The 19,679-nt window shown below is 66.5% G+C and carries 22 protein-coding genes; 1 reads left to right on the top strand and 21 read right to left on the bottom strand.

The genetic code is table 11. The annotated features are described in order from the left end of the window. From EZV60_RS18005 to ruvC, 18 genes are all read right to left on the bottom strand, one after another. On the bottom strand, window positions 1–528 hold a 528-nt coding region (locus EZV60_RS18005), incomplete at its 3' end, for a formate--tetrahydrofolate ligase (protein ID WP_135507288.1). A gap of 157 nt (window positions 529–685) precedes the next feature. Then, a complete protein-coding gene (locus EZV60_RS18000) occupies window positions 686–1,288 on the bottom strand; it encodes an MOSC domain-containing protein (protein ID WP_135507286.1) in 603 nt (200 codons plus the stop codon). Between the two features lie 97 nt (window positions 1,289–1,385). After that, entirely contained in the window at window positions 1,386–2,066 is a 681-nt protein-coding gene (locus tag EZV60_RS17995) for a methyltransferase domain-containing protein (RefSeq protein ID WP_245306356.1), read from the bottom strand. 101 nt (window positions 2,067–2,167) lie between these two features. After that, window positions 2,168–4,096 (bottom strand): ATP-dependent zinc metalloprotease FtsH, encoded by a 1,929-nt coding sequence (gene ftsH / locus EZV60_RS17990; RefSeq protein WP_135507284.1) that lies wholly within the window; start codon window positions 4,094–4,096, stop codon window positions 2,168–2,170. 79 nt (window positions 4,097–4,175) lie between these two features. Next, window positions 4,176–5,429, bottom strand: a complete 1,254-nt coding sequence (tilS, locus tag EZV60_RS17985) for a tRNA lysidine(34) synthetase TilS (protein ID WP_135507282.1) — start codon at window positions 5,427–5,429, stop codon at window positions 4,176–4,178. Then, window positions 5,426–6,283, bottom strand: a complete 858-nt coding sequence (locus EZV60_RS17980) for a tetratricopeptide repeat protein (protein WP_135507280.1) — start codon at window positions 6,281–6,283, stop codon at window positions 5,426–5,428. Before EZV60_RS17980 ends, tilS begins: the two co-directional genes overlap by 4 nt. Before the next feature lie 18 nt (window positions 6,284–6,301). Further along, a complete protein-coding gene (pal, locus tag EZV60_RS17975) occupies window positions 6,302–6,817 on the bottom strand; it encodes a peptidoglycan-associated lipoprotein Pal (protein WP_135507277.1) in 516 nt (171 codons plus the stop codon). 76 nt (window positions 6,818–6,893) lie between these two features. Continuing rightward, window positions 6,894–8,222 carry a Tol-Pal system beta propeller repeat protein TolB gene (tolB, locus tag EZV60_RS17970; protein ID WP_135507275.1) on the bottom strand — a complete coding sequence of 443 codons (1,329 nt, stop codon included), beginning with the start codon at window positions 8,220–8,222 and terminating at the stop codon, window positions 6,894–6,896. Next, window positions 8,219–9,331: an energy transducer TonB gene (locus tag EZV60_RS17965; protein ID WP_135507298.1), complete on the bottom strand. Its 1,113-nt coding sequence runs from the start codon at window positions 9,329–9,331 to the stop codon at window positions 8,219–8,221. Before EZV60_RS17965 ends, tolB begins: the two co-directional genes overlap by 4 nt. 13 nt (window positions 9,332–9,344) lie before the next feature. Further along, window positions 9,345–9,818 carry a protein TolR gene (gene tolR, locus EZV60_RS17960; RefSeq protein WP_135507273.1) on the bottom strand — a complete coding sequence of 158 codons (474 nt, stop codon included), beginning with the start codon at window positions 9,816–9,818 and terminating at the stop codon, window positions 9,345–9,347. A gap of 111 nt (window positions 9,819–9,929) precedes the next feature. After that, the gene (gene tolQ / locus EZV60_RS17955) at window positions 9,930–10,625 is read right to left on the bottom strand and encodes a protein TolQ (RefSeq protein WP_135507271.1); all 696 of its coding nucleotides are present in this window, start codon (window positions 10,623–10,625) and stop codon (window positions 9,930–9,932) included. Between the two features lie 112 nt (window positions 10,626–10,737). Further along, window positions 10,738–11,127 carry a tol-pal system-associated acyl-CoA thioesterase gene (gene ybgC / locus EZV60_RS17950; RefSeq protein WP_135507268.1) on the bottom strand — a complete coding sequence of 130 codons (390 nt, stop codon included), beginning with the start codon at window positions 11,125–11,127 and terminating at the stop codon, window positions 10,738–10,740. Between the two features lie 71 nt (window positions 11,128–11,198). Further along, window positions 11,199–11,771 (bottom strand): RNA 2',3'-cyclic phosphodiesterase, encoded by a 573-nt coding sequence (gene thpR, locus EZV60_RS17945; protein ID WP_135507266.1) that lies wholly within the window; start codon window positions 11,769–11,771, stop codon window positions 11,199–11,201. Between the two features lie 16 nt (window positions 11,772–11,787). Next, window positions 11,788–12,423, bottom strand: a complete 636-nt coding sequence (locus EZV60_RS17940; protein WP_245306355.1) for a hypothetical protein — start codon at window positions 12,421–12,423, stop codon at window positions 11,788–11,790. 51 nt (window positions 12,424–12,474) lie between these two features. Further along, window positions 12,475–14,046, bottom strand: a complete 1,572-nt coding sequence (locus tag EZV60_RS17935; protein WP_135507264.1) for a hypothetical protein — start codon at window positions 14,044–14,046, stop codon at window positions 12,475–12,477. After that, complete coding sequence (gene ruvB, locus EZV60_RS17930; RefSeq protein ID WP_135507262.1) at window positions 14,043–15,077, bottom strand: Holliday junction branch migration DNA helicase RuvB; 1,035 nt, start codon at window positions 15,075–15,077, stop codon at window positions 14,043–14,045. The genes EZV60_RS17935 and ruvB overlap by 4 nt, the downstream gene beginning before the upstream one ends. Before the next feature lie 10 nt (window positions 15,078–15,087). Continuing rightward, the gene (gene ruvA, locus EZV60_RS17925; protein ID WP_135507260.1) at window positions 15,088–15,753 is read right to left on the bottom strand and encodes a Holliday junction branch migration protein RuvA; all 666 of its coding nucleotides are present in this window, start codon (window positions 15,751–15,753) and stop codon (window positions 15,088–15,090) included. Continuing rightward, entirely contained in the window at window positions 15,750–16,244 is a 495-nt protein-coding gene (gene ruvC, locus EZV60_RS17920) for a crossover junction endodeoxyribonuclease RuvC (RefSeq protein WP_135507257.1), read from the bottom strand. Before ruvC ends, ruvA begins: the two co-directional genes overlap by 4 nt. A gap of 275 nt (window positions 16,245–16,519) precedes the next feature. Here ruvC and EZV60_RS17915 point away from each other — a divergent pair, with 275 nt between their 5' ends. Continuing rightward, window positions 16,520–16,714, top strand: coding sequence for a DUF1127 domain-containing protein (locus EZV60_RS17915; RefSeq protein WP_135507255.1), 195 nt, complete (start codon window positions 16,520–16,522; stop codon window positions 16,712–16,714). 203 nt (window positions 16,715–16,917) lie between these two features. Here the strand turns inward: EZV60_RS17915 and EZV60_RS17910 are convergent, their stop codons facing one another. The 3 genes from EZV60_RS17910 to EZV60_RS17900 all read right to left on the bottom strand — a co-directional run bounded on the left by EZV60_RS17910 (window position 16,918) and on the right by EZV60_RS17900 (window position 19,519). Beyond that, window positions 16,918–17,262: a hypothetical protein gene (locus tag EZV60_RS17910; RefSeq protein ID WP_135507253.1), complete on the bottom strand. Its 345-nt coding sequence runs from the start codon at window positions 17,260–17,262 to the stop codon at window positions 16,918–16,920. A gap of 118 nt (window positions 17,263–17,380) precedes the next feature. Then, the gene (locus tag EZV60_RS17905) at window positions 17,381–18,262 is read right to left on the bottom strand and encodes a 50S ribosomal protein L11 methyltransferase (RefSeq protein WP_135507251.1); all 882 of its coding nucleotides are present in this window, start codon (window positions 18,260–18,262) and stop codon (window positions 17,381–17,383) included. Window positions 18,263–18,286: 24 nt separating this feature from the next. Further along, on the bottom strand, window positions 18,287–19,519 hold the full coding sequence (locus tag EZV60_RS17900) for an MFS transporter (RefSeq protein WP_135507249.1): 1,233 nt from the start codon (window positions 19,517–19,519) through the stop codon (window positions 18,287–18,289). Between the last annotated feature and the right edge of the window lie 160 nt (window positions 19,520–19,679).

The raw sequence follows: 19,679 nt of genomic DNA, 5'->3' as shown, positions 1-19,679 counted from the left end.
CAGGGAGCGGTCGTTCATGTCCACCACGCGCCGCCAGGTGATGCGGCGGGTGTCGATGCCAAGGTCGTTGCCCCAGTAGACATGGTTGTCGATCATCGCGCTCAGAAGCGAGTGCGCCGAGGTGATCGCATGGAAATCCCCGGTGAAATGCAGGTTCATGTCCTCCATCGGCACCACCTGCGCATAGCCGCCGCCCGCGGCCCCGCCCTTCATCCCGAAGTTCGGGCCCAGAGAGGCCTCGCGGATGCAGATCATGGCCTTCTTGCCGATCCGGTTGAGCCCGTCGCCCAGACCCACCGTGGTCGTCGTCTTGCCCTCGCCCGCCGGCGTCGGGTTGATCGCCGTCACAAGGATCAGCTTGCCGTTGTCGCGGCCCTGCACCTCGTTGATGAACTCCTGGCTCACCTTCGCCTTGTCATGCCCGTAAGGCAGCAGATGCTCCCCCGGAATGCCAAGCTGATCCCCGATCTCCTGAATCGGACGCTTCGACGCCTCCCGCGCTATCTCGATATCTGACTTGTAGCTCATGACTGGTCCTTTGCTGGCCCTGACCGGGCCGGTTGCGTGATGCGCAACGCTTACAAGGCCGTGAGGGCGCGACAGGCGGGGATTCCGACATTCTGCGCGCGGGATGCGGCGAGCTGTCGCGCCGCCGTTTCATATGGGAAACGGCGCGGCCCATGGCCTATCCCGCGCCGCGCGCGGTTTCCGCGTGGACCCACGCCCGTTGGCCCGGTACATGCAGGCGCATCCGGTCGCCAACCGCAAGGCGGCCCGGCCGTTCGACCCAGGCGGTAACGCCGCGCCGGCCCTTGGCCGCAGCACGGAATGCCTTGCCCTGACCGGGGTGATCCTTCTCGATCTCGCGGGCGGGAAACTGGCACGGCAGGTTGAGCATATCGATCACAAGGCAAGTGCCGTTCTCTGCTTGTAGGCGCGACGAGGGCGTCAGGTGGCTGAAATCGTCAAGTCCTTCGACCACCATCGAGGCGCCGAGCCATTCCGGTTCGATCCGCTCCAGCCCCAGTTTTCCGGCGATCAGGGCCAGCTCTTCGGCCGACACGATGGAAAGCTGCCGCGTATTGGCGATTTCAGTGCCGCGTTTGTATTGCGTGGTCACCCGGCTGCAGGACGGGCGCGTGCGCCCGCCATGAACATCGCCTGGCAGGCCCTCCCACGTCAGGTCGATCGCATCGCTCGGGGCAGAGCGGATATCGGTCGTCTGGTCGGCAACATGGCCGAGCCAGGTGATGGTGGCGTGATACGCGGTCGGGATCAGGGCGGGCATGGAATCCTCCGGTGGCCGGTCAGCGCCACTGTCGCGGCGCGCGCCCTGCCCGTCAAACCACGAATTGTGCGGGCGGCCAGTGCCGCCGGCAAAACGATCAGACGGTCAGCGTGAAGAAGAGACGCCGGAAGGGAAAGAGCACCGAACCATCGGCGCGCACCGGATAGGCCGCATGCATCGCCTCCTCGTAGCGCTTGATCAGCGCCGCGCGTTCGTCGGGGTCAAGTTCCTGCAGCACCGGCCGGGCATAGGTGCTTTCGGTGAAACGACGCACGGGGTGACTGCCCGGTTCGGCCACAAGGCGCTGATAATATTCGGTTTCCCACATGCGGAACTGGCCCAGCCCGGACAGAAGCTGTTCGTATTTCACCGGGGCCATGACCCCGGGCGTGCCCATCTTTTCCACCCGACCCGGGAACATCTCTTCGCTCAGGCTCAGCCAGACCCGGTGCGAGGGCGCCTTGTTCTGATGTGGCAGCTGCACCGCCAGCGTCGCGCCCTTTCCCAGAAACCGCACCAGCCGCGGCATGAGCTGTTCATGCGCGCCAACCCAGTGCAGCGCCGCGTTCGAGAAGAGAAGTCCGGGCGTTTTCGCGGGATGCCATTCGGCGATATCGGCTTGACAGACGCTGTCATACCCTTTGGCGGCGCGCGCCTTGGCCAGCATCGCGGGGCTTGCGTCGACACCGATCACGGGCCGCTGGCCGGCCCGCGCGTGCAGCGCCTCGCCCAAAGCCCCGTTGCCGCAGCCCAGATCGTAAACCGCGCCCGCGCCCATGCTGCTGATCGCGTTAAGCAGGTCGAGACCGGGGCGCAGGCGCAAATCGTGGAACCGGGCGTAAGCGCCCGGGTTCCAATCCTTGCTCTTTTGGGTCGTCGTCACGTCGAGGGTTCGGGCTCCATCCCGCCGTCGCCCGCGCCGGAGGCGGGTTTCGGCTTAGTCTTCGGAATGGCGGTGACCGACGGCGTCTCGTCGTCTTTGGACGCCGCGCTGCCGCTGTCGTCGCCGGCCTCGGGCGGCTCGCCACGGATCACCCGCTCGATCTCTTCGCCGGTCAGCGTCTCGTATTCCAGAAGCCCCTGCGCCAGACGCTCCCAGTCGTCCTTGCGCTCGGTCAGGATATCGAAGGCGCGCTGATAGGCCTCGTCGATCATGCGCTTCACCTCGTCCTCGATCAGCTCCTTGGTATGCGCAGAGATCGAGAAGCCACCGGCGGCGTTGCCCATGTAACCCTCATGCGCCTGCTCGTAATCGACATTGCCGACCTTGTCGGACATGCCCCAGCGCAGCACCATGGCGCGCGCCAGGCCGCTGGCCTGCTGGATGTCGCCCGCCGGCCCGTTCGAAACCTGATCGGGGCCGTACTTGATGATCTCGGCGGCCTTGCCGGCCATCGTCATGGCGAGCTTTTCCTCGCATTCCGACTTGTGCCAGTTGAGGCGGTCTATCTCGGGCAGGCTGACCACCATGCCAAGCGCGCCGCCGCGCGGGATGATCGTGGCCTTGTAGACCGGATCGCATTGCGGAAGCGACAGACCGACGATGGCGTGCCCGGCCTCGTGATAGGCGGTCTTTTCCTTCTGATCGGGCGTCAGCACCATCGAGCGGCGCTCGGCCCCCATCATGACCTTGTCTTTGGCCTGTTCGAAATCCGTCATGGTGACAAAGCGGCGTCCCACTCGGGCCGCCATCAGCGCCGCCTCATTAACAAGGTTGGCAAGGTCAGCACCCGAAAACCCGGGCGTGCCACGCGCGATGATGCGCAGGTCCACGTCGGGGCCCAGCGGCGTCTTGCGGGCATGCACGCCGAGGATTTTCTCGCGGCCCTTGATATCGGGATTGGGCACCGTCACCTGGCGGTCGAAACGGCCGGGACGCAGAAGCGCGGGATCAAGCACGTCTTTCCGGTTGGTGGCCGCGACGATGATCACGCCCTCGTTGGCCTCGAACCCGTCCATCTCTACCAGAAGCTGGTTAAGGGTCTGTTCGCGCTCGTCATTGCCGCCGCCATAGCCCGCACCGCGGTGCCGGCCCACGGCGTCGATTTCGTCGATGAAGACGATGCAGGGCGCGTTTTTCTTGGCCTGCTCGAACATGTCGCGCACCCGAGAGGCACCCACGCCCACGAACATTTCCACGAAGTCCGAGCCGGAAATGGTGAAGAAGGGCACGCCCGCCTCGCCCGCGATGGCGCGCGCCAGCAGAGTCTTACCGGTACCCGGAGGGCCCACTAGCAGCGCGCCTTTCGGAATCTTGCCGCCAAGCCGCGAGAATTTCTGTGGGTTGCGCAGAAACTCGACGATTTCCTCAAGCTCTTCCTTGGCCTCGTCGATACCCGCCACGTCGTCAAAGGTCACGCGGCCATGCTTTTCGGTCAGCATCTTGGCCTTCGACTTGCCAAAGCCCATGGCGCCGCCCTTGCCGCCGCCCTGCATGCGATTCATGAAATAGATCCACACGCCGATCAGCAGCACGAAAGGCAGAAGCGAGATCAGGAACGTCTGGAACCCGGACTGTTCCTGCGGCTCGGCCGAAACAGGAATACCGTTTTCGATCAGGAGGTTGGTAACCTCGGCATCCTCGGGTTTGACGGTGACGTAATCGCTGCCGTCGCTGCCGCGAAAGCGCACGCTTTCACCATCGAGCGTGACCTGGGCGACGTTGCCGTCCTCGACGGACTGCACGAATTCCGAATACGGGATCGACCTGCTCTGGAGAGTGTTGCCCGATCCGCTGAACAGGTTGAAGAGCGCCAGTATCAACAGGAACAGAACCAACCAGAAGGCGATGTTTCTCGCGTTGCCCAAGGGCTTTCTCCTTACGTCATGACCGGATCAGGCCTAGCACAGGCCGGTGACCACTTAAATAGACATCCTAGATCTATCTTCAATGCGCCAGAAACGCGGCGAAGAAGTGATCTTCGTCTCTGATAAGTGTCGCCTGCCAGCCATTTCTCAACCCCGCAAGCGGCGCGGCAATGAGCCGCTGGCCCCGCCAGACCGCCGGACCGGCCGCAAGGCTTGACGCCGGAAGGCCGCTGTCGCGCCAGTCCGGACAGTTCTCCAGCCCCCCTTCGCCCAGCGCGGCGATCTCCACGCCCTGGCCCCACGGCCCCTGCAGACGCCAGCGCCCGTCCCACGGCGCCTCGGGCCGGCACCGGGCCTGCGCCACCGCCATGAACTCGCGCGAAAAGCGCAGCGTCGTTGCATCCACCGTCATCATGCAGCCGTGCAGCGTCATGTTGGTGCCACCCCGGATCGCCTCGAGCAGCAGGTCCACCGACCGGCCCCGGGGCGGGTATTCGGCACCGCTCAGCCAGTGCAGCACCTGCTGCACAAGCCGACGGGCGATGTCGCGCGGAAGGGTCCGGAAAGTAGCCCGGTCGATGATCACGTCGCCGCTCTGAAAGCGCACGCAATCCCGCGCGGCGACGAAGGCGTACCAGTAGACCGTCTCGCGCACCTCGCCCATGTGATGCGCCACGTTCGACAGCGTGCGCGCCGAGATCCCGAGCTCCTCAAGCGTGTCGAGCGCCTGTCGCACGCGCACCCGCTCGAACCCGGTGTCGCTGTTGCTCGGGTCGTCGACCCAGTCGATTTTCCGCGCGCGCAGCACACTGCGCAGATCGTCGCGCGACAGCGACAGCGCAGGACGGCAGAATTGCACCTCGTCCAGCCGCCAGTGCCGCGCCATCGCCGATAGCCCGTCAAGGCCCGCCTCGCGCGCCAGGCGCATGACGAAGGTCTCCGCCTGATCGTCGAGCGTGTGCGCCACCGCGACATGCCCGATCTCGTGCGTCCGCGCCCACTCGGCCATAAGGCCGTACCGCGCGCGCCGCGCCTTGTCGGGCAGGTTGCCCTGCCCGTCCCACCCGTCCCAGATGACCACGTCATGCGAGATATTCAGCTCCCGGCACACCATCGCCACGTGCCGCGCCTCGTCGGCGGCCTCGGGGCGCAGCCCGTGATCGACCGTCACCGCACTCACTTCCGGTCCGCCATGATCCGACCAGTCCGCCAGAAGCACGAGCAAACCCAGAGAGTCGCTGCCGCCAGAAACGCCGATGCCGAGCCGGTCAGGCCCCCGCGGCCCGAAATGCGCCGCGACCCGTTCACACAAAAGCGCCGAGCGCTCCGTCACGGACAGCTCAGCCGTTGTCGTTCCCCCTGTGCCTCGGCCACCACGTCTGCGCCGGGAAAGCGCGTGCCGACCTCCGACAGGGTGACGCAGGCCTCGTTGGTCTGGCCCAGTCGGCCCAGCGCGCGGCCCAGCAGGTAAAGCGCCTCGGCGGCCTGCGGGCCCTGCGGCGCTTCGCTGAACGTGTCGAGATAGGCGCGCGCGGCCTGGGTCTGTTCGCCCGCGGCCTCCAGCGCCTCGCCCCGCTTAAGCCCGGCCCGGCCCGACAGGGGGCTGCCGGGATAATTGCTCTGGAAAAGCTCGAACTGCTCGGCGGCGGCGATGTGCTCGCCGGCCTCGAACGCGGCCATGGCGGCATCGAAATCCGCCTGCTCGCCCACGGCAAGCTCGACCCCGCCGGTGCCTTCGAGCCCGGTATCGGTGCCGGGCAGATCCGCCGGGGCGGGCGCCGTCGTGCCCGTGGTCGTGGGCGCAACCCCGCCCAGCGTGTCGCCCGGTTCGATCTTGGTGATATCGCAGCCGGGCTCCAGCTCGCAAATGCGAAACTCCAGATCGCCCACGCGGTTGGTCCCGTCGGTCACCACCTGATCGATCCGGAACTCAAGCTGCTCGGTCTTGGCCGTCAGCCGCTGCAGTTCCGATTCGATGGCCGCCACCCGGTCGAGCACCGACCCGCCGACCGTGAGCTGTCCCGCCCCGCCCGTGGTCGAAAGCTCGCGCTTGAGCTTTTGCAGCTCGACATAGAGCACCGACAGCTCCTGCCGGATATCGGCCAGCGTCTCGGACCCGCCCTGTGCGGGGGCCAGCGCCGGCACCCCGATCATCACCATCGTCAAAATCGTCAAAACCCGGCGCATCATTCCCGCCCCTTCAGCTTAGCTTGTCGGCACCGCCGAAATGACCGTCACGGCCCGGCGGTTCTTGGCATAGCAGCTTTCCTCGCTGCAGATCTCCAGCGGGCGTTCCTTGCCATAGCTGATCACCTTGAGGCGCGCCGGGCTGACGCCCTTGCCGATCAGGTATTCCGAGACCGCGTTCGCCCGCCGCGCGCCCAGCGCGAGGTTGTATTCGCGCGTGCCCTGCTCGTCGGCATGGCCCTCGATGATGCCGTTATATTCCACATTGGTCATCAGCCACCGGGCCTGCCCGTCAAGTGTGGCCATCGCCGTCGGCGACAGGGTCGACTGGTCGACGGCGAAAAGCACCCGGTCGCCCACCGCCTGCTGGAAATAAAGCGGCGAAGTCGGATCGCTGGCGCTGCCCGCCACGACGCCGCCCGCGCCGGCGGCATTGAGATCGGTCGTGTTGCCGTCGCCGAAACGGTCCGGCTGCGAACAGGCGCTCAGCGTGAGTCCGGCCACGAGAATGAAGGTTTTGCTCAGATAGGTCATGGTTGGTTCTGCCCCACTCGGTTTTGATGGTCCTCACCGCGCCCTACCGATAGCATAGCGCGGCATTTCTTGCATATCACTTCTGCAGCGGCGACCAGGACGGATCGGACGCCCCCGTATCGGTCGGCACCTGCTTGAGGTTGCGCCCCGTGATGTCCACGGAATAAAGGCTTGCGCGGCCCTGGGCCCCTTGGGTTTCGCGGGTGAACATGATCACCCGGCCATTCGGCGCCCAGGTCGGTCCTTCGTCCAGGAACGAGGCCGTCAGAAGCCGTTCCTCGCTGCCGTCTGTGCGCATCACGCCGATATGAAACCGGCCTTTCGACTGCTTGGTGAAGGCGATCAGATCGCCGCGCGGCGACCAGACCGGCGTGCCATAACGCCCCTGCCCGAAACTGATGCGCTGCGCCTCGCCGCCGCCCGCCGGCATGATATAAAGCTGCGGCGTGCCCGAGCGGTCGGATTCAAAGACGATCCGGCTGCCATCGGGGCTATAGCTCGGCGCGGTCTCGATCGAAGGCGCGGTGGTCAGCCGCTGCGCCTGCCCCGTCCCGATATCCATGGTGTAAAGGTCGGTGTTGCCCCCTTGGGTAAGGCTATAGACAATGGTGCGCCCGTCCGGCGCAAAGCGTGGGGCGAAACTCATCGTGCCGTCGTTGCTTTCCAGCACGCGCCGCCCGGCGGTGGCCACGTCCAGCACATAGATCCGCGGAAAGCCGCTTTCGTAGCTGGTGTAAAGCACCCGGTCGCCCGAGGGCGAAAACCGCGGCGCGAGCACGATGGAAGAATTGTCGGTGAGATAGCTCACGTTGGCGCCGTCGTAATCCATGATCGCCAGCCGCTTCTGCCGCGCGTCCTTCGGCCCGGTTTCCGATACGAAGGCCACGCGGCTGTCGAAATAGGGCGCCTCGCCCGTCAGCCGTGAATAGACTTGGTCGGCGACCTTGTGCGCGATGCGCCGCCAGCCGTCGGTCGTGCCGACAAGCTGCAGGCCCTGGCCAAGCTCCTGTCCCGCGAAGACGTCATAAAGCCGGAACCGCACGATCAGCTTGCCCGCGTCGTCCACGCTGACCGCCCCCACGATTAGCGCCTGCGCGTTGATCGGCGTCCAGTCGGTGAATTGCACCGGGCTCGAAAAACTGGTGATCCGCCCGATATGCGCGCTCGCCGGGATTTCCCGAAAGAGCCCCGTGCCGGTCAGGTCCGAGGCGACGACCCTGGAAATGCGCGCGCCCCAGTCGGCGGCCGTCGTATCGTCGCCCACGAAATCGGGGATGGCGAAGGGCAGCGGTTCGATCACCCCTTCGGTGATCTCGATCCGCAAGGGGCCTTCGCGCTCCTGCGCGGTTGCGGGCAGCGCGGCGCAAAGCGCCACCATCAAGAGCCATGCCAAGCGTTGTATCATTTGATCCTCATGCTCTCGGGATTGAAACTCATCTCGATCTCGCGCCAATGGTCGTATTTCTCGGGCGGAAGGTCAAAACCCCCCGCGCCGCAGCGCAGAATCGCCCGCCGCGCCGCCTCGAAGGCCTGCCGTGCCGCGTCGCCGCTGCCGCCCTGGGCCGATAACTGCCGCACGTCGCCCGAAAGCGTGCCGTCCCGGTTCAAAGAGACCGCGACCACCACCGTCGTGCGCAGCGCATCCGAACTGAGCGAGCCGACATTCCAGCACCGCTGCACCGCCACGCGCAGCCCGTCCTTTTCGCCCGCCGTCAAGGGCGGGCCCTGCGGCGTGCCGCTTGTACCAGTGGCCCCAGCCTGTCCCAGCGCCTCGGCCAGCGCGTCGGCGACGGCGCTGTCATCGGTTTGGGGCGCTGCGGGTTGCTCAGGCTGTGCGGTCTGCGTCGGCGCGTCTTCGGACGGCGCGGGCGCGGCAGGGCGGGATCTGGGGCGCAAGGAGCGTGATGGTGCCGCCTGCTCGGCCTTTTCGGCCTCGGTCACGATCTCGGTCGTGGCTTCCTCGGGCGCGGTGGCCTCCTCGTCGGGCTGGCGTGTCTCGGCCTGCGGATCCGGCGCGCTCTCCTGCCGCTCGACCTCGTCGATGCGCACGTCCGGCTCGGGCGGTGCCATCGGTTCTGGCGCCACGCGCGGCGCCTCGCGCGCCTGCGGGCGGGCCGAGATCTCGGGCGCCAGAACCGCCACGTCCTCTTGCGGCGCGGGCGGCTCGGGCGGGGTCTCGGCAATCTCGGGCTCGGGCACCGGCGCCACGGCCTCGGGCACCGCGTCGGGCTCGGTCTGTGGCGTTGCCTCCGGCTCGGCCTGCGCCGGCGCGCTGTCGGCCTCACTGCTCAGCGTCGGGGCATCCCCGGCCTCGGGCGCCTCGGGCGTGTCGATATTGGCTACCGCCTCGGGGCGCGATTGCGGCGCGGTCAGCGCGGCATATTCCTCGGCGGAAATCGCCGTCACCTCCGTCACCTCGAACGGCAAGGGATCGGCGTTGAACGTGCCCCCGAACACCGCCCAAGCGATCAGGCCGGCATGGCCCGCCCCCGATATGATCTGTCCGGTGTTCACGGCGCCGCCGGCCTCAGCCGCCGCGCTCGTCAAGCGCGGGCCCGCCGGTGTCCGTAACCAGCCCGATATTGCCGAAGCCGCCGCGATTGAGCGCGCCCATCACCTCCATCACCTGAGCATAGGGCACGGCCCCGTCCGCGCGCAGGTAGACCCGCGTGCCATCTCGCTCGGCGGCGATCCCGCGCAGGCGCGTCACCAATTCGTCGCGCGCCACCTCGGTGGTCTGGATCATCACCACGCCCTCGGCGGTCAGCGTCACGGTCAGCGGCTCTTCCTCCTCGCCCGGCAGCGCGTTTGCCGCCGTCCTCGGCAGCTCCACCGGCACGCCCACGGTCATCAGCGGCGCTGCCACCATGAAGATGATCAAAAGCACCAACATCACGTCCACGAAGGGCGTGACGTTGATCTCGGACATGGGCCGCGACCGGCCCCGGCCCCGCCGGCGGCGTCCACCGCTCTCGGCTTTCTGCATGACGCCCGCGCCCATTTAAGCCACGCCTCGCTTAGCGCGAAACCGCGGATCGACCCTGTCCGGGTCGGCATGGGCCCTGCGAATGCGTCCGGGCCACGGCTGGGATGTAAAGTTGCGCGCCATGACTCAACTGTCCAGCTGGCGGCTGAGGATGGTGGCGAACTCGTCGGCGAAGGCCTCGTAATTGGCCACGATCCGGTCGGCATCCGCGCTCAGCTTGTTGTAGAAAATGACCGCCGGAATGGCGGCGAGCAGCCCCAGCCCCGTGGCCAGAAGCGCCTCGGCGATGCCCGGCGCCACGACGGCGAGGTTGGTGTTCTGCTGCTCGGCGATCTCGATAAAAGCGTTCATGATCCCCCAGACCGTACCGAAAAGCCCGATGAAGGGCGCGGTCGAGCCGACCGTGGCCAGAACCTGCAGCCCCGATTGCAGCTTTTCGCTTTCCTTGACGATGGCCACATCCATGCTGCGGTCGATCCGCGCTGTCGCCCCGGCAATCAGCCCGCCATCGTTGCGGTGGCTGCGCCGCCATTCCATCATGCCGGCGGCAAAGACCCGCTCGGACTGCCCGTCCGGGTCCGGGCCGATCTCGTCGAAAAGCTCGTCCAGAGGATCGCCGGACCAGAACCGCCGGTCAAAGACCTCGGCCTCGGTGCGGGCCTTGCGGTACATGAGGATCTTCTGGATGATGATCGACCACGCCCAGAAGGACGCGACGATCAGCATCAGCATCACCAGTTTGACGATGAGGGTGGCGCGCGCGTATAGCGCCCACAAAGAGAAATCCATCTCCTGCGCCACTGCGAGGGTTTCTGCTTCCATATGCCTGCTCTTCCGCCTGCGGACCTGTTTTTTCGGCCCTTTGCGGGCACGCTATCCGAATTGGGGGCCGAAAGCCAATAACAACAGGGAGAGACGCGCCGTTTGCGCAGAATTAATGCACGATCCGGCGGATATTCGCCGGCAGGCGCGCCGGATGGCCAGTCTCCGACAGGCACACGATGGTCACCACGGCCGAGAAGAGCATGTCGCCGCCGCGCCAGACCTCCTGCGCCATCACCAGCCGTGCGCCGGTCACCGACTGCGCGACGGTGCGCACCTCCAATACATCGTCAAAGCGCGCCGGCTGATGGTAATCGGCCTCCACCCGCCGGACGGCGAAGACCACGCCGTCGCGGGCACGCATTTGGTTCTGGTCAATGCCCAGCTCGCGCACCCAGTCCGAGCGCGCGCGCTCGATGAACTTCAGGTAATTCGCATAATAGACGATCCCCGCCATGTCGGTGTCTTCATAATAGACGCGGATCGGAAAACGGTGGGTCATGCCCCTCCTCATAGGCGCGACGCCGGGCCAGGACAATCCCCGGCGTCCTCCAGGCAATAAAGTGCCCGACCTTACGGCGCGGACGGCCCGCCGGACCCGCCCGAGGCCGCGGCCAGCGGGTAGGCGGCCAGCACGTCGTAAAGCGGCCCGTCCGGCGTCAGGGTCGAGCGGTAAAGGCAGACGCGGTCGACGGCGTAGGGCCCCGCGCGCAGCGCCGCCATCTCGGCCAGCCACCGGTCAAGCCGGGGATCCCCGGCCACGCGCGGACCGAACCGGGCCAGCGTCACGTGCGGACGGAACCGGTCACGCGGCAGATCCACCCCCGCCGCAACCGCCGCCCCGCGCACCTTGTCGCGCAGCGCACGCAGCGCCGGCGTGCGCGTCACCGCGGCCCAGGCCAGCCTGGGGCGCGCACGGCCCCTCACCTCGACCCCGTCGAAAGAGATCGCCGCCCCGGGCAGGGTCATCTCCTCCAGCGCGGCGTGCAGCGCCTCGGCCACGGTCTTGGGCTGCTCGTCCAGAAAGGCCAGCGTCAGGTGCAGGTTGTCCTCCGGCACCAGCCGGCCGAGATCGAGCTGCGCCTGCACGTCCTCCAGTACCGCGACCGCGTCCTCGCACAGCGGAAGTCCCAGGAAAAGCCGCATGCCCCGCGCCCGCGGCTCAGATCTGCGCCACCCGCGCCGCAAGACGCAGCGCGTGGCTCGGATCCTGCGCCACCGCCGGCATCACCGGGTCGTACCCCGCCCGGATCACCGCGCCGATATCGGGCCGCAGGATCACCCTGCCCTCGGGCGCGCGGGCCAGCACCGACCGCTCGGTAAAGGCGGTGTCGGACCACAGCACCACGGTCTGGGCCGCCTGCGCCAGCGCCAGCGTCTCGGCGGGCACTTTCGACATTTCCTCGTCCATGCGCACGAAGACGAAACTGGCCTTGATCGCGCCCGCCTCGTCGAACCGGAAGATCCGGTACTGGTTGGCCTCCGCCGCCTTGAGCCGCGCCACCAGCGGCGCGAGATCCGGCACCAGCCGGTCGAGATCGGGCACCTCCAGAAGCTCGTCCCACTCCCGGAAGAAGAAGACCATGAGGTTCACGCCCAGTTCCGGGTCTGTCTCGGCCATCTGGTGCCCGGCCATCAGCACCACCGCCTCCAGCGCGCCCTTGACCGTCTGAAGCGTCGCGTCATCCGTGCCAAACACCACCGGCACGATGGGCCGCCCCCAGCGCGCGAAAAGATAGGACCCGTCCGCACGCGTGAAAAGCGCCTCGACATCTTCGGGAGAGATCAGATCAGCCATGGCGGAGGGCTACCGCAGCGCAGGCCCCACGCGCAAGCCCCGCCACGCGGCTCAGCCGCCCGAGCCGGGCCGGATCAGCCCGGAAAAGCCTGCAACCGCAAGAAGGGCAAGGAACCAGCCCAGCGCGATATGAAGCCACAGGTACACCCGCGCCCAGGCCGCGACCCGCTCGTCCGGCACCCAGAAATCCTGCACTTCAAGGTCCACTACAGGCACCAGCGTGTCGAGCGAATAGAGCAACCCGTTGAACTTCGGATACCCCGCCGCCTCGGGCTGATCGAGGTAACAGACCAGCGTCGAGGCGTGATCCGCCCGCCTCTCGCCTGTGTCCGCGCATTGCGCCCATTCCGGGCTGCGCAGAACGAAGGCATTGTTGGGCTTGAAGGCGTCACGATCATACGCTGCCGAGAACACCACGAATCCGACGAGCCAGAACACCGCCAGCCCTGCCAAGGCCTGTAGGGGGCGATGACCATAGGCGAGCAGAAGCCAGAGAGCGCCGTCGCGCAGCCACGGCAGCGGGCAGAGCATTTCCCGCCACGTGCCTTCAGTCGCGCGTCGGAATCGTGCGCGCGCGACCGCGCGCTGCCGTTCCTCCTTGGCGATCAGCACCTTGCGGGCGTCCTCCACATGCCCCATCTCGCGCAAAACCTTGGCACACTGCTCCCACGGCTGCGGCCAGAAATCATGGCCGTACTTTTCGGGCGATTGCAGATCCAGCCAGCGGATCCGCTCTTCTGCGCTGATCCCCTTGCCCGTGAACGCGCCATAGCGACAACGATTGAGCAGCAGATCGCCTGCCCCCGGCCAGCAGGCGGGATCGTCAGCGATGTGCCCTAACTCCGTCGCGTTCAAGCCGAGCGCGCCCTTGGCATCGCTGCCCTCCCGCCAAAAGAAAGCGCCCGCCACCCACGCACCATCGGCACTGAGCGCCCTGCCCCCCTCATTCTTGAACCGCCCGCCCTCACAGTCTAGATCACCGTCGATCCGCGCCCGCAACAGCCGCACCTCTCCATGAGCTTCAAAACCCCTACGCAAGTTAACGTTACCTTGCGCCTCAAGGCCGTCGGCATTGAGCGCGTCGCCGCCTGCGTTTTCGAACCGCCCCCCCTCACAGTCGAAGTCCCCGCCGATCCGAGCGCGCAAGAAGCACAACTCGCCTGTGGCCCGCACCCCGCGCAGAAAAATAAAACCTAGAACCTCCAGCCCGTCGGCTTGGAGCCCGGGCAGGTGCGAATCCTCCAAGCTCAAGGTCCGTATCCGCGCGCCGCGCAGCGCCGGCACATGCTCGAATCGGCAATTCGCCAGCAAAAGGTCATGTTCTAGCTGGCACCCTTGAAGGTCGAGTCCGGGCGTCGTCACTTGTATAAGAGGATCCGCCTGCCCGTCGCTGACGATCAGCGCCGCAGCGATCTGCAGCCCGTGCTCATGAAGCCGCAGCCGTTTGCTCCCCGGCGCGCCCAGCGCAAGATACCGGATGAGACTTGCCCGCACCTGCCGATCCTCCCCAGCCTCCACCCCCGGCAGCATGCCATCGCCCAGCGCGGTCACACGCCCCGTCCGCAGCCCCCGCACGACTGCCCGTTCCGCAGACGTAAGGTTCCAGAACCTCGGCCGGCTCACGTGCCACCTTCGAACAAATCGCTCTGCCCCGGTGCCTTGGGCGCCGCCATCCCCAAATGCGCCCAGGCGCGGGCCGCCAGCATCCGCCCCCTCGGCGTACGCTGAATGAGCCCCTGTTGCAGCAGATACGGCTCGATCACCTCTTCGAGCGCGTCGCGGCTCTCGCTCAGCGCGGCGCTCAGTGTTTCGATGCCCACCGGCCCGCCCTGATAGGCCTCGGCGATCAGCCGCAGGTAGCGCCGGTCGGCCCCGTCGAGGCCCAGGTGATCCACCCCGAGTCGCGTCAGCGCGCCGTCGGCCAGATCCCGCGTGATTCGCCCGTCGCCCTCGACCACCGCGAAATCCACCACCCGGCGCAAGAGCCGCCCGGCGATGCGCGGCGTGCCGCGCGCGCGCCGCGCGATCTCGCGCGCGCCGTCCTCCTCCGCCGGCACCCCCAGCTTGCGCGCATTGCCCGACACGATCCGGTGCAGCTCGTCCTCGGTGTAGAACTGCAGCCGCGTCGGGATGCCGAACCGGTCGCGCAGGGGTGTGGTCAGCAGGCCCAGCCGCGTCGTCGCCCCCACCAGCGTAAAGGGCTGCAATTCTATGCGCACCGTGCGCGCCGCCGGCCCCTCGCCGATCACCAGATCCAGCTCGAAATCCTCCAGCGCGGGGTAAAGCACCTCTTCCACCGCCGGGTTGAGCCGGTGGATCTCGTCGATGAACAGCACGTCGTTGCGTTCAAGATTTGTCAGGATCGCCGCCAGATCGCCGGCCTTCGCCAGCACCGGGCCAGAGGTCATCCGGAACCCCACGCCAAGTTCGCGCGCCATGATCTGCGCCAGCGTCGTCTTGCCCAGCCCCGGGGGCCCATGAAAGAGCGTGTGATCCATCGCCTCGCCCCGCTGACGGGCCGACTGGATGAACACCCGCAGGTTGGCGCGCGCCTCGGCCTGGCCGATGAAATCGTCAAGGCTCTGGGGCCGCAGCGCGCGGTCCGCGTCCTCGGGCAGCGGATCGGGCCGCAGGGTGGGATCGGGATCGCTCATATGCCCGCCCTCATCCCTTTGGCGCCAGCAGTTTCAGCGCCGCGCGGATCAGCGTCGCGGTATCGGCCTCGGCCTGCGCGCCCGCCGCCTGGGCGACGGCCCCGGCCGCCTCGCCCGGGCCGTAGCCCAGATTGGTCAGCGCCGACAGCGCCTCGGCCTGCGCCGCGCCACTCGGCGCGGGCGGGGGCGCGGGTGCGGCCACTGCCGGCTCGATCACCGCGTCATCGCCCACCGGCGCGGGTGTCGTCGCAGCGGCCGCCCCCATCGCCATCACCTCTGGCGCCTTGTCCTTCAGCTCGTTGACCACGCGCTGCGCGGTCTTCGGGCCGATCCCCTTGGCGGCCTTCACCGCCGTCACGTCGCCCAGCGCGATCGCGCGGCCCACGCCCTCGGGGCCCAGCGTGCCAAGAATGGCCAGCGACGCCTTCGCGCCGACACCCTGCACGCTCATCAAAAGGCGATGCCACTCCTTTTCGGCCAGCGTCGGGAACCCGTAAAGCTGCAGCAAATCCTCGCGCACCAGAAGATCGGTATAGAGCGCCACCGCCTCGCCCGGGCCGGGCAGAGATGCCAGCGTACGGTCCGAGCAATAGACGAGATAGCCGACGCCCCGCACATCGATCAGCACGTGATCCGCGCCGCGATAATCGAGCCGGCCCGCGATCCGCCCGATCATGCCCGCCTCCTCGCCGGCGGGGCCCCGCGAAGGCCGTGATGCGCGTGACAAATGGCAATGGCCAGCGCATCGGCGGCGTCCGGCCCGGCCAGATCGACCCCGGGCAGCTGCACGCGCACCATGTGGGCGACCTGCGCCTTGTCCGCATGGCCGACGCCCACCACCGTCTTTTTCACCGTGTTGGGCGCGTATTCCCCCACCGTAAGCCCGAACTGCGCGGGCACCAGAACCGCGATGCCGCGCGCCTGCCCCAGTTTGAGCGTGCCCGCCCCGTCCTTGTTCACGAAGGTCTGTTCCACCGCCGCCGCCTCTGGCGCAAAGCGCGTCAGGATCTCTGTCAGCGCGGCGTGCAGGTCAAGCAGCCGGGCGGACAACTCGCCGGCGCCGGTTTTCACGATCCCGTTGGCGACATGGCTCAGACGGCTGCCCGCCACGTCGATCACGCCCCAGCCTAGGTTGCGCAATCCGGGATCTATCCCGATCACCCGCATCTTGTCTGCCCGCCCTTGTCGACTTGTTGTTGACCAAGGGCTAGCACGAAACGGGAACAAACACCAAGCGGAATGCGCGGGCCAAATGGCCCGCCGGGGGCCGTGGACCGACGCGCCGCCGCCGCACCCGGTCGCGCGGTCCGGGCGGGGCGGCAACGCATGCAAAAACTGCATAAGGACTATGCAGAAATCACGGCTTGCCCGGGCCGCGTGCCACTTCTATGTGCCGTTGACAAAAGAATTTCTGAACATTCGATCAAAAAAGGACCAAGACAATGGCTGTCTTCGAGACGAACCGCACGACGGGCGACATGGGCACCGGTTTGGGCCGCATGATGCGCAGCGCCGTCGCCGCCGTTCTGGCCTGGAACGACGCGCGCGTGACGCGCAAGGCGCTGTCGCGCCTGTCGGACCGTGAACTGGACGATATCGGCCTCAACCGCGGCGATATCGAGCGCATCCGCGCCTGAACGCGACGGGACACGCTCCCGGACAAAACGGAATAAGGCGGCCCCTAGGGTCGCCTTTTTTCATGCAAAAGCCCTGCACGGGACCAACGTGCAGGGCGTTTTGGCATATGGCGAGACATCTGGTGCGCAATCCGGATGGAGGGTCCCGGTGCAAGCGCGGTGTGCAATCCTGTATCTTCGGGACCGTGCCGGCCGGATCCGGCTTAGTAAAGAAGCGGGCGCAGCTTTTCTGCCACCGCGGCGGTGACCGGATCTTTCTGCATCACATAGGCGCCGGCCTGCTCGATGACCGTGCCGCTGCTAAGCGCGGTGACGCGCTGTTCGTAGGTGTCGGTGCCCAGCCCGGCCAGGATCATCGCCTTGAACAGGAAGAAGCCGCCAATCAGGAACAGCAGGCCCTGCAGCGGCACGCTGCGCTTGATGCGCTTGGGGCGGAACACGATCAGGCCGTCATTGGTCACCTTGGCGGAGTAGCCCTGCGCAAGGCGCGTGCGGTTGCGGTCGATCTTCTTGAGGCGCGAGTCGAAAGTGTCAAATGCGTTGGTCATGGCAGCGTCCTTTGATGTCTCGTTTCGTCTGTTTGCGTGCCCCCGCCGCTTGAAGATTTTTTTAGGTCTGAAATGTGGCAGCAATTGGGCAGGCGCCCCAAAAAAGCTGGGTTTCCACTTATTTTGAGCCAAATTTATGAAGCATTAGCGTCGTCCAGTCGCCAATCTCCTGGCGTGAGACAAGACTGTTTCCTGCCGCGATATAGTGCTCACAAACCTCGTCAGCCTGCTCGTTCAAAATGCCCGAAAGAATCACATTTCCGCCCTCTTTCAGGGATCCGGTGATTCCCTCCGCCAAGGCAATGAGCGGCCCCTTAAGGATATTGGCGAAGATCAGACCATAGGGCGCCGCCGCCGCGAGGTCCGGATGATCGAGGCCCTCGGCCACCAGACAGTGCACATGCTCCGACAGGCCGTTGGCCCCGGTGTTCACCTCCGCCACCTCGATCGCCACCGGGTCGATGTCGCTTGCCAGGATCCGCGCGCCGGGCCAGATCCGGGCCGCCGCCATGGCCAGCACCGCCGTCCCGCAGCCGAGATCGAGCACCGCCTCTGGCGCGCCGCCCGTGCTCACGAGCTTGTCCAGCGCCAGAAGACAGCCCTGCGTGGTGCCGTGATGCCCGGTGCCAAAGGCCATCGACGCCTCGATCAAAAGCGGCTCCATCCCCTCGGGCACCTTGTCGGCGTCATGGCTGCCATAAACGAAGAACCGTCCGGCGGTCACGGGGCTCAACTCGCGCCGCACCTTGGCGACCCAGTCGGTCTCGGGCAGTTCGGAGACCACGAAATCCTTCGCCCCGTGGATTTTCGCCAGCAAGGCAAGCCCGGCCAGATCCGGCGCGCCCTCGAAATACCCGCCCACTTCCCAAAGGCCCGAGCCGTCTTCCAACTCGAAGACACCGACGCCGGTGGGCGCGGGCTCCAGCGCCTCAAGCGCCTCGCCAAGCGCCTCGGCCGCGTCCTTGCCGGTCAGGGTGGTCAATGCGGTGAAAGTCGGCATGCCGGCTCCTCTCTAATCAGGGGTCTATTCGGCGGGGGCCGGCTCCGGCCCGCTCAGGATGGTCTCATGCCCCGGCACCGGGTGGCGCGGGATCAGGAGCGCCAGAAGAAAAGACACCGACGCCATCCCTGCGGCCAGCACGAACACCGCCACCGGCGAGACCAGCCACAGATATCCCAGCGACGCGGGCAGGAACACGGCGGCGATATGGTTGATGGTAAAGGCCACGGCCGCGGTGGGCGCGATGTCACCCGGATCGGCGATCTTCTGAAAATAGGTCTTGAGCGCGAGCGCCAGCGCAAACAGCAGGTGATCGACGACGTAGAGCGCGGCGGCCAGCACGACACCCCAGCCGAACATGTAGATGCCGCCATAGGCCAGAAAGACCAGCGCCAGCCCGGCATATTCAAAGAGCAGCGTCGCGCGTTCGCCATAGACATGCACGGCCCGCCCCATGATCGGCGCAAACACCATATTGGCGACAAGGTTGATCAGATAAAGCGCCGTGACCTCATGCACCGCAAAGCCGAATTTCTCGACCATCATGAAGCCCGCGAAGACAATGAAGATCTGCCGCCGCGCACCGGCCATGAATTGCAGCGCATAATAAAGCCAATAGCGCCGCCGCAGCACCATCCGCTTGATCTGCGGGTTTGGCGCTTCGAACTGCGGATAGGCAACAAAGCAGAAAAGCGCGGCCAGCACAGTGAACCCGCCCGCGATCACGTAGACAGTATTATAGCTCAGATCGAGCGTCTCCCACGTCATCACGATCAGCACATAGGCCACCAGTGTCGCGGCAGACCCTGCCGCCACCAGCCAGCCCAGCATTTGCGGCGCGCGCAGCTTGTCGATCCACTGCAATTGCAGGCTCTGGTTCACAGTCTCGAAATAGTGAAACCCGATGGAACTCAGCATCGTCACCATCAGAATCCCGCCGAGGCTCGGGAACTGCGCGGTGATCGCCGTCGCCACGCCCAACAGCACAAGCGAGACCAGCGCCAGCACCTGCTCGCGCACGAAGATGATGATGGCAATGACACCAATCGCCAGGAACCCGGGGATCTCGCGCACGGTGTGCAGCCATCCGATATCCGAGCCATCGAACTGCGCCGCCTCAATCACGAAGTTATTGAGCAGCGCCGACCACGTCGCAAAGGCCACCGGCATCGCCGCCGCCATGACGAAGAGAAGCGCAATGGGCCGCCGCCAGAACGGCAGCTCTCGCGCATGGGACAGGGGCACTGTGCGGCTCATATGCGTCCCTTACGCCCAAAGCCCCGCCTTGGCGAGAGGCCCCGCACCGGGCGCCACCCGGAAAATTCAAAATTTTCCGGAGCGGAATTTTTCAAAAATTCCGCTCCCGCCCGGTCTGATCTTGATCAAGGCAGGCCCGCATCGCAGCGGCTAGACCCCC

The sequence above is a fragment of the Roseovarius aestuariivivens genome, from assembly GCF_004761875.1.
Classification (GTDB): domain Bacteria; phylum Pseudomonadota; class Alphaproteobacteria; order Rhodobacterales; family Rhodobacteraceae; genus Roseovarius; species Roseovarius aestuariivivens.
The sequence above is the reverse complement of the archived record's forward strand: the minus strand, read 5'-3'. Positions and strand labels throughout refer to the sequence as shown.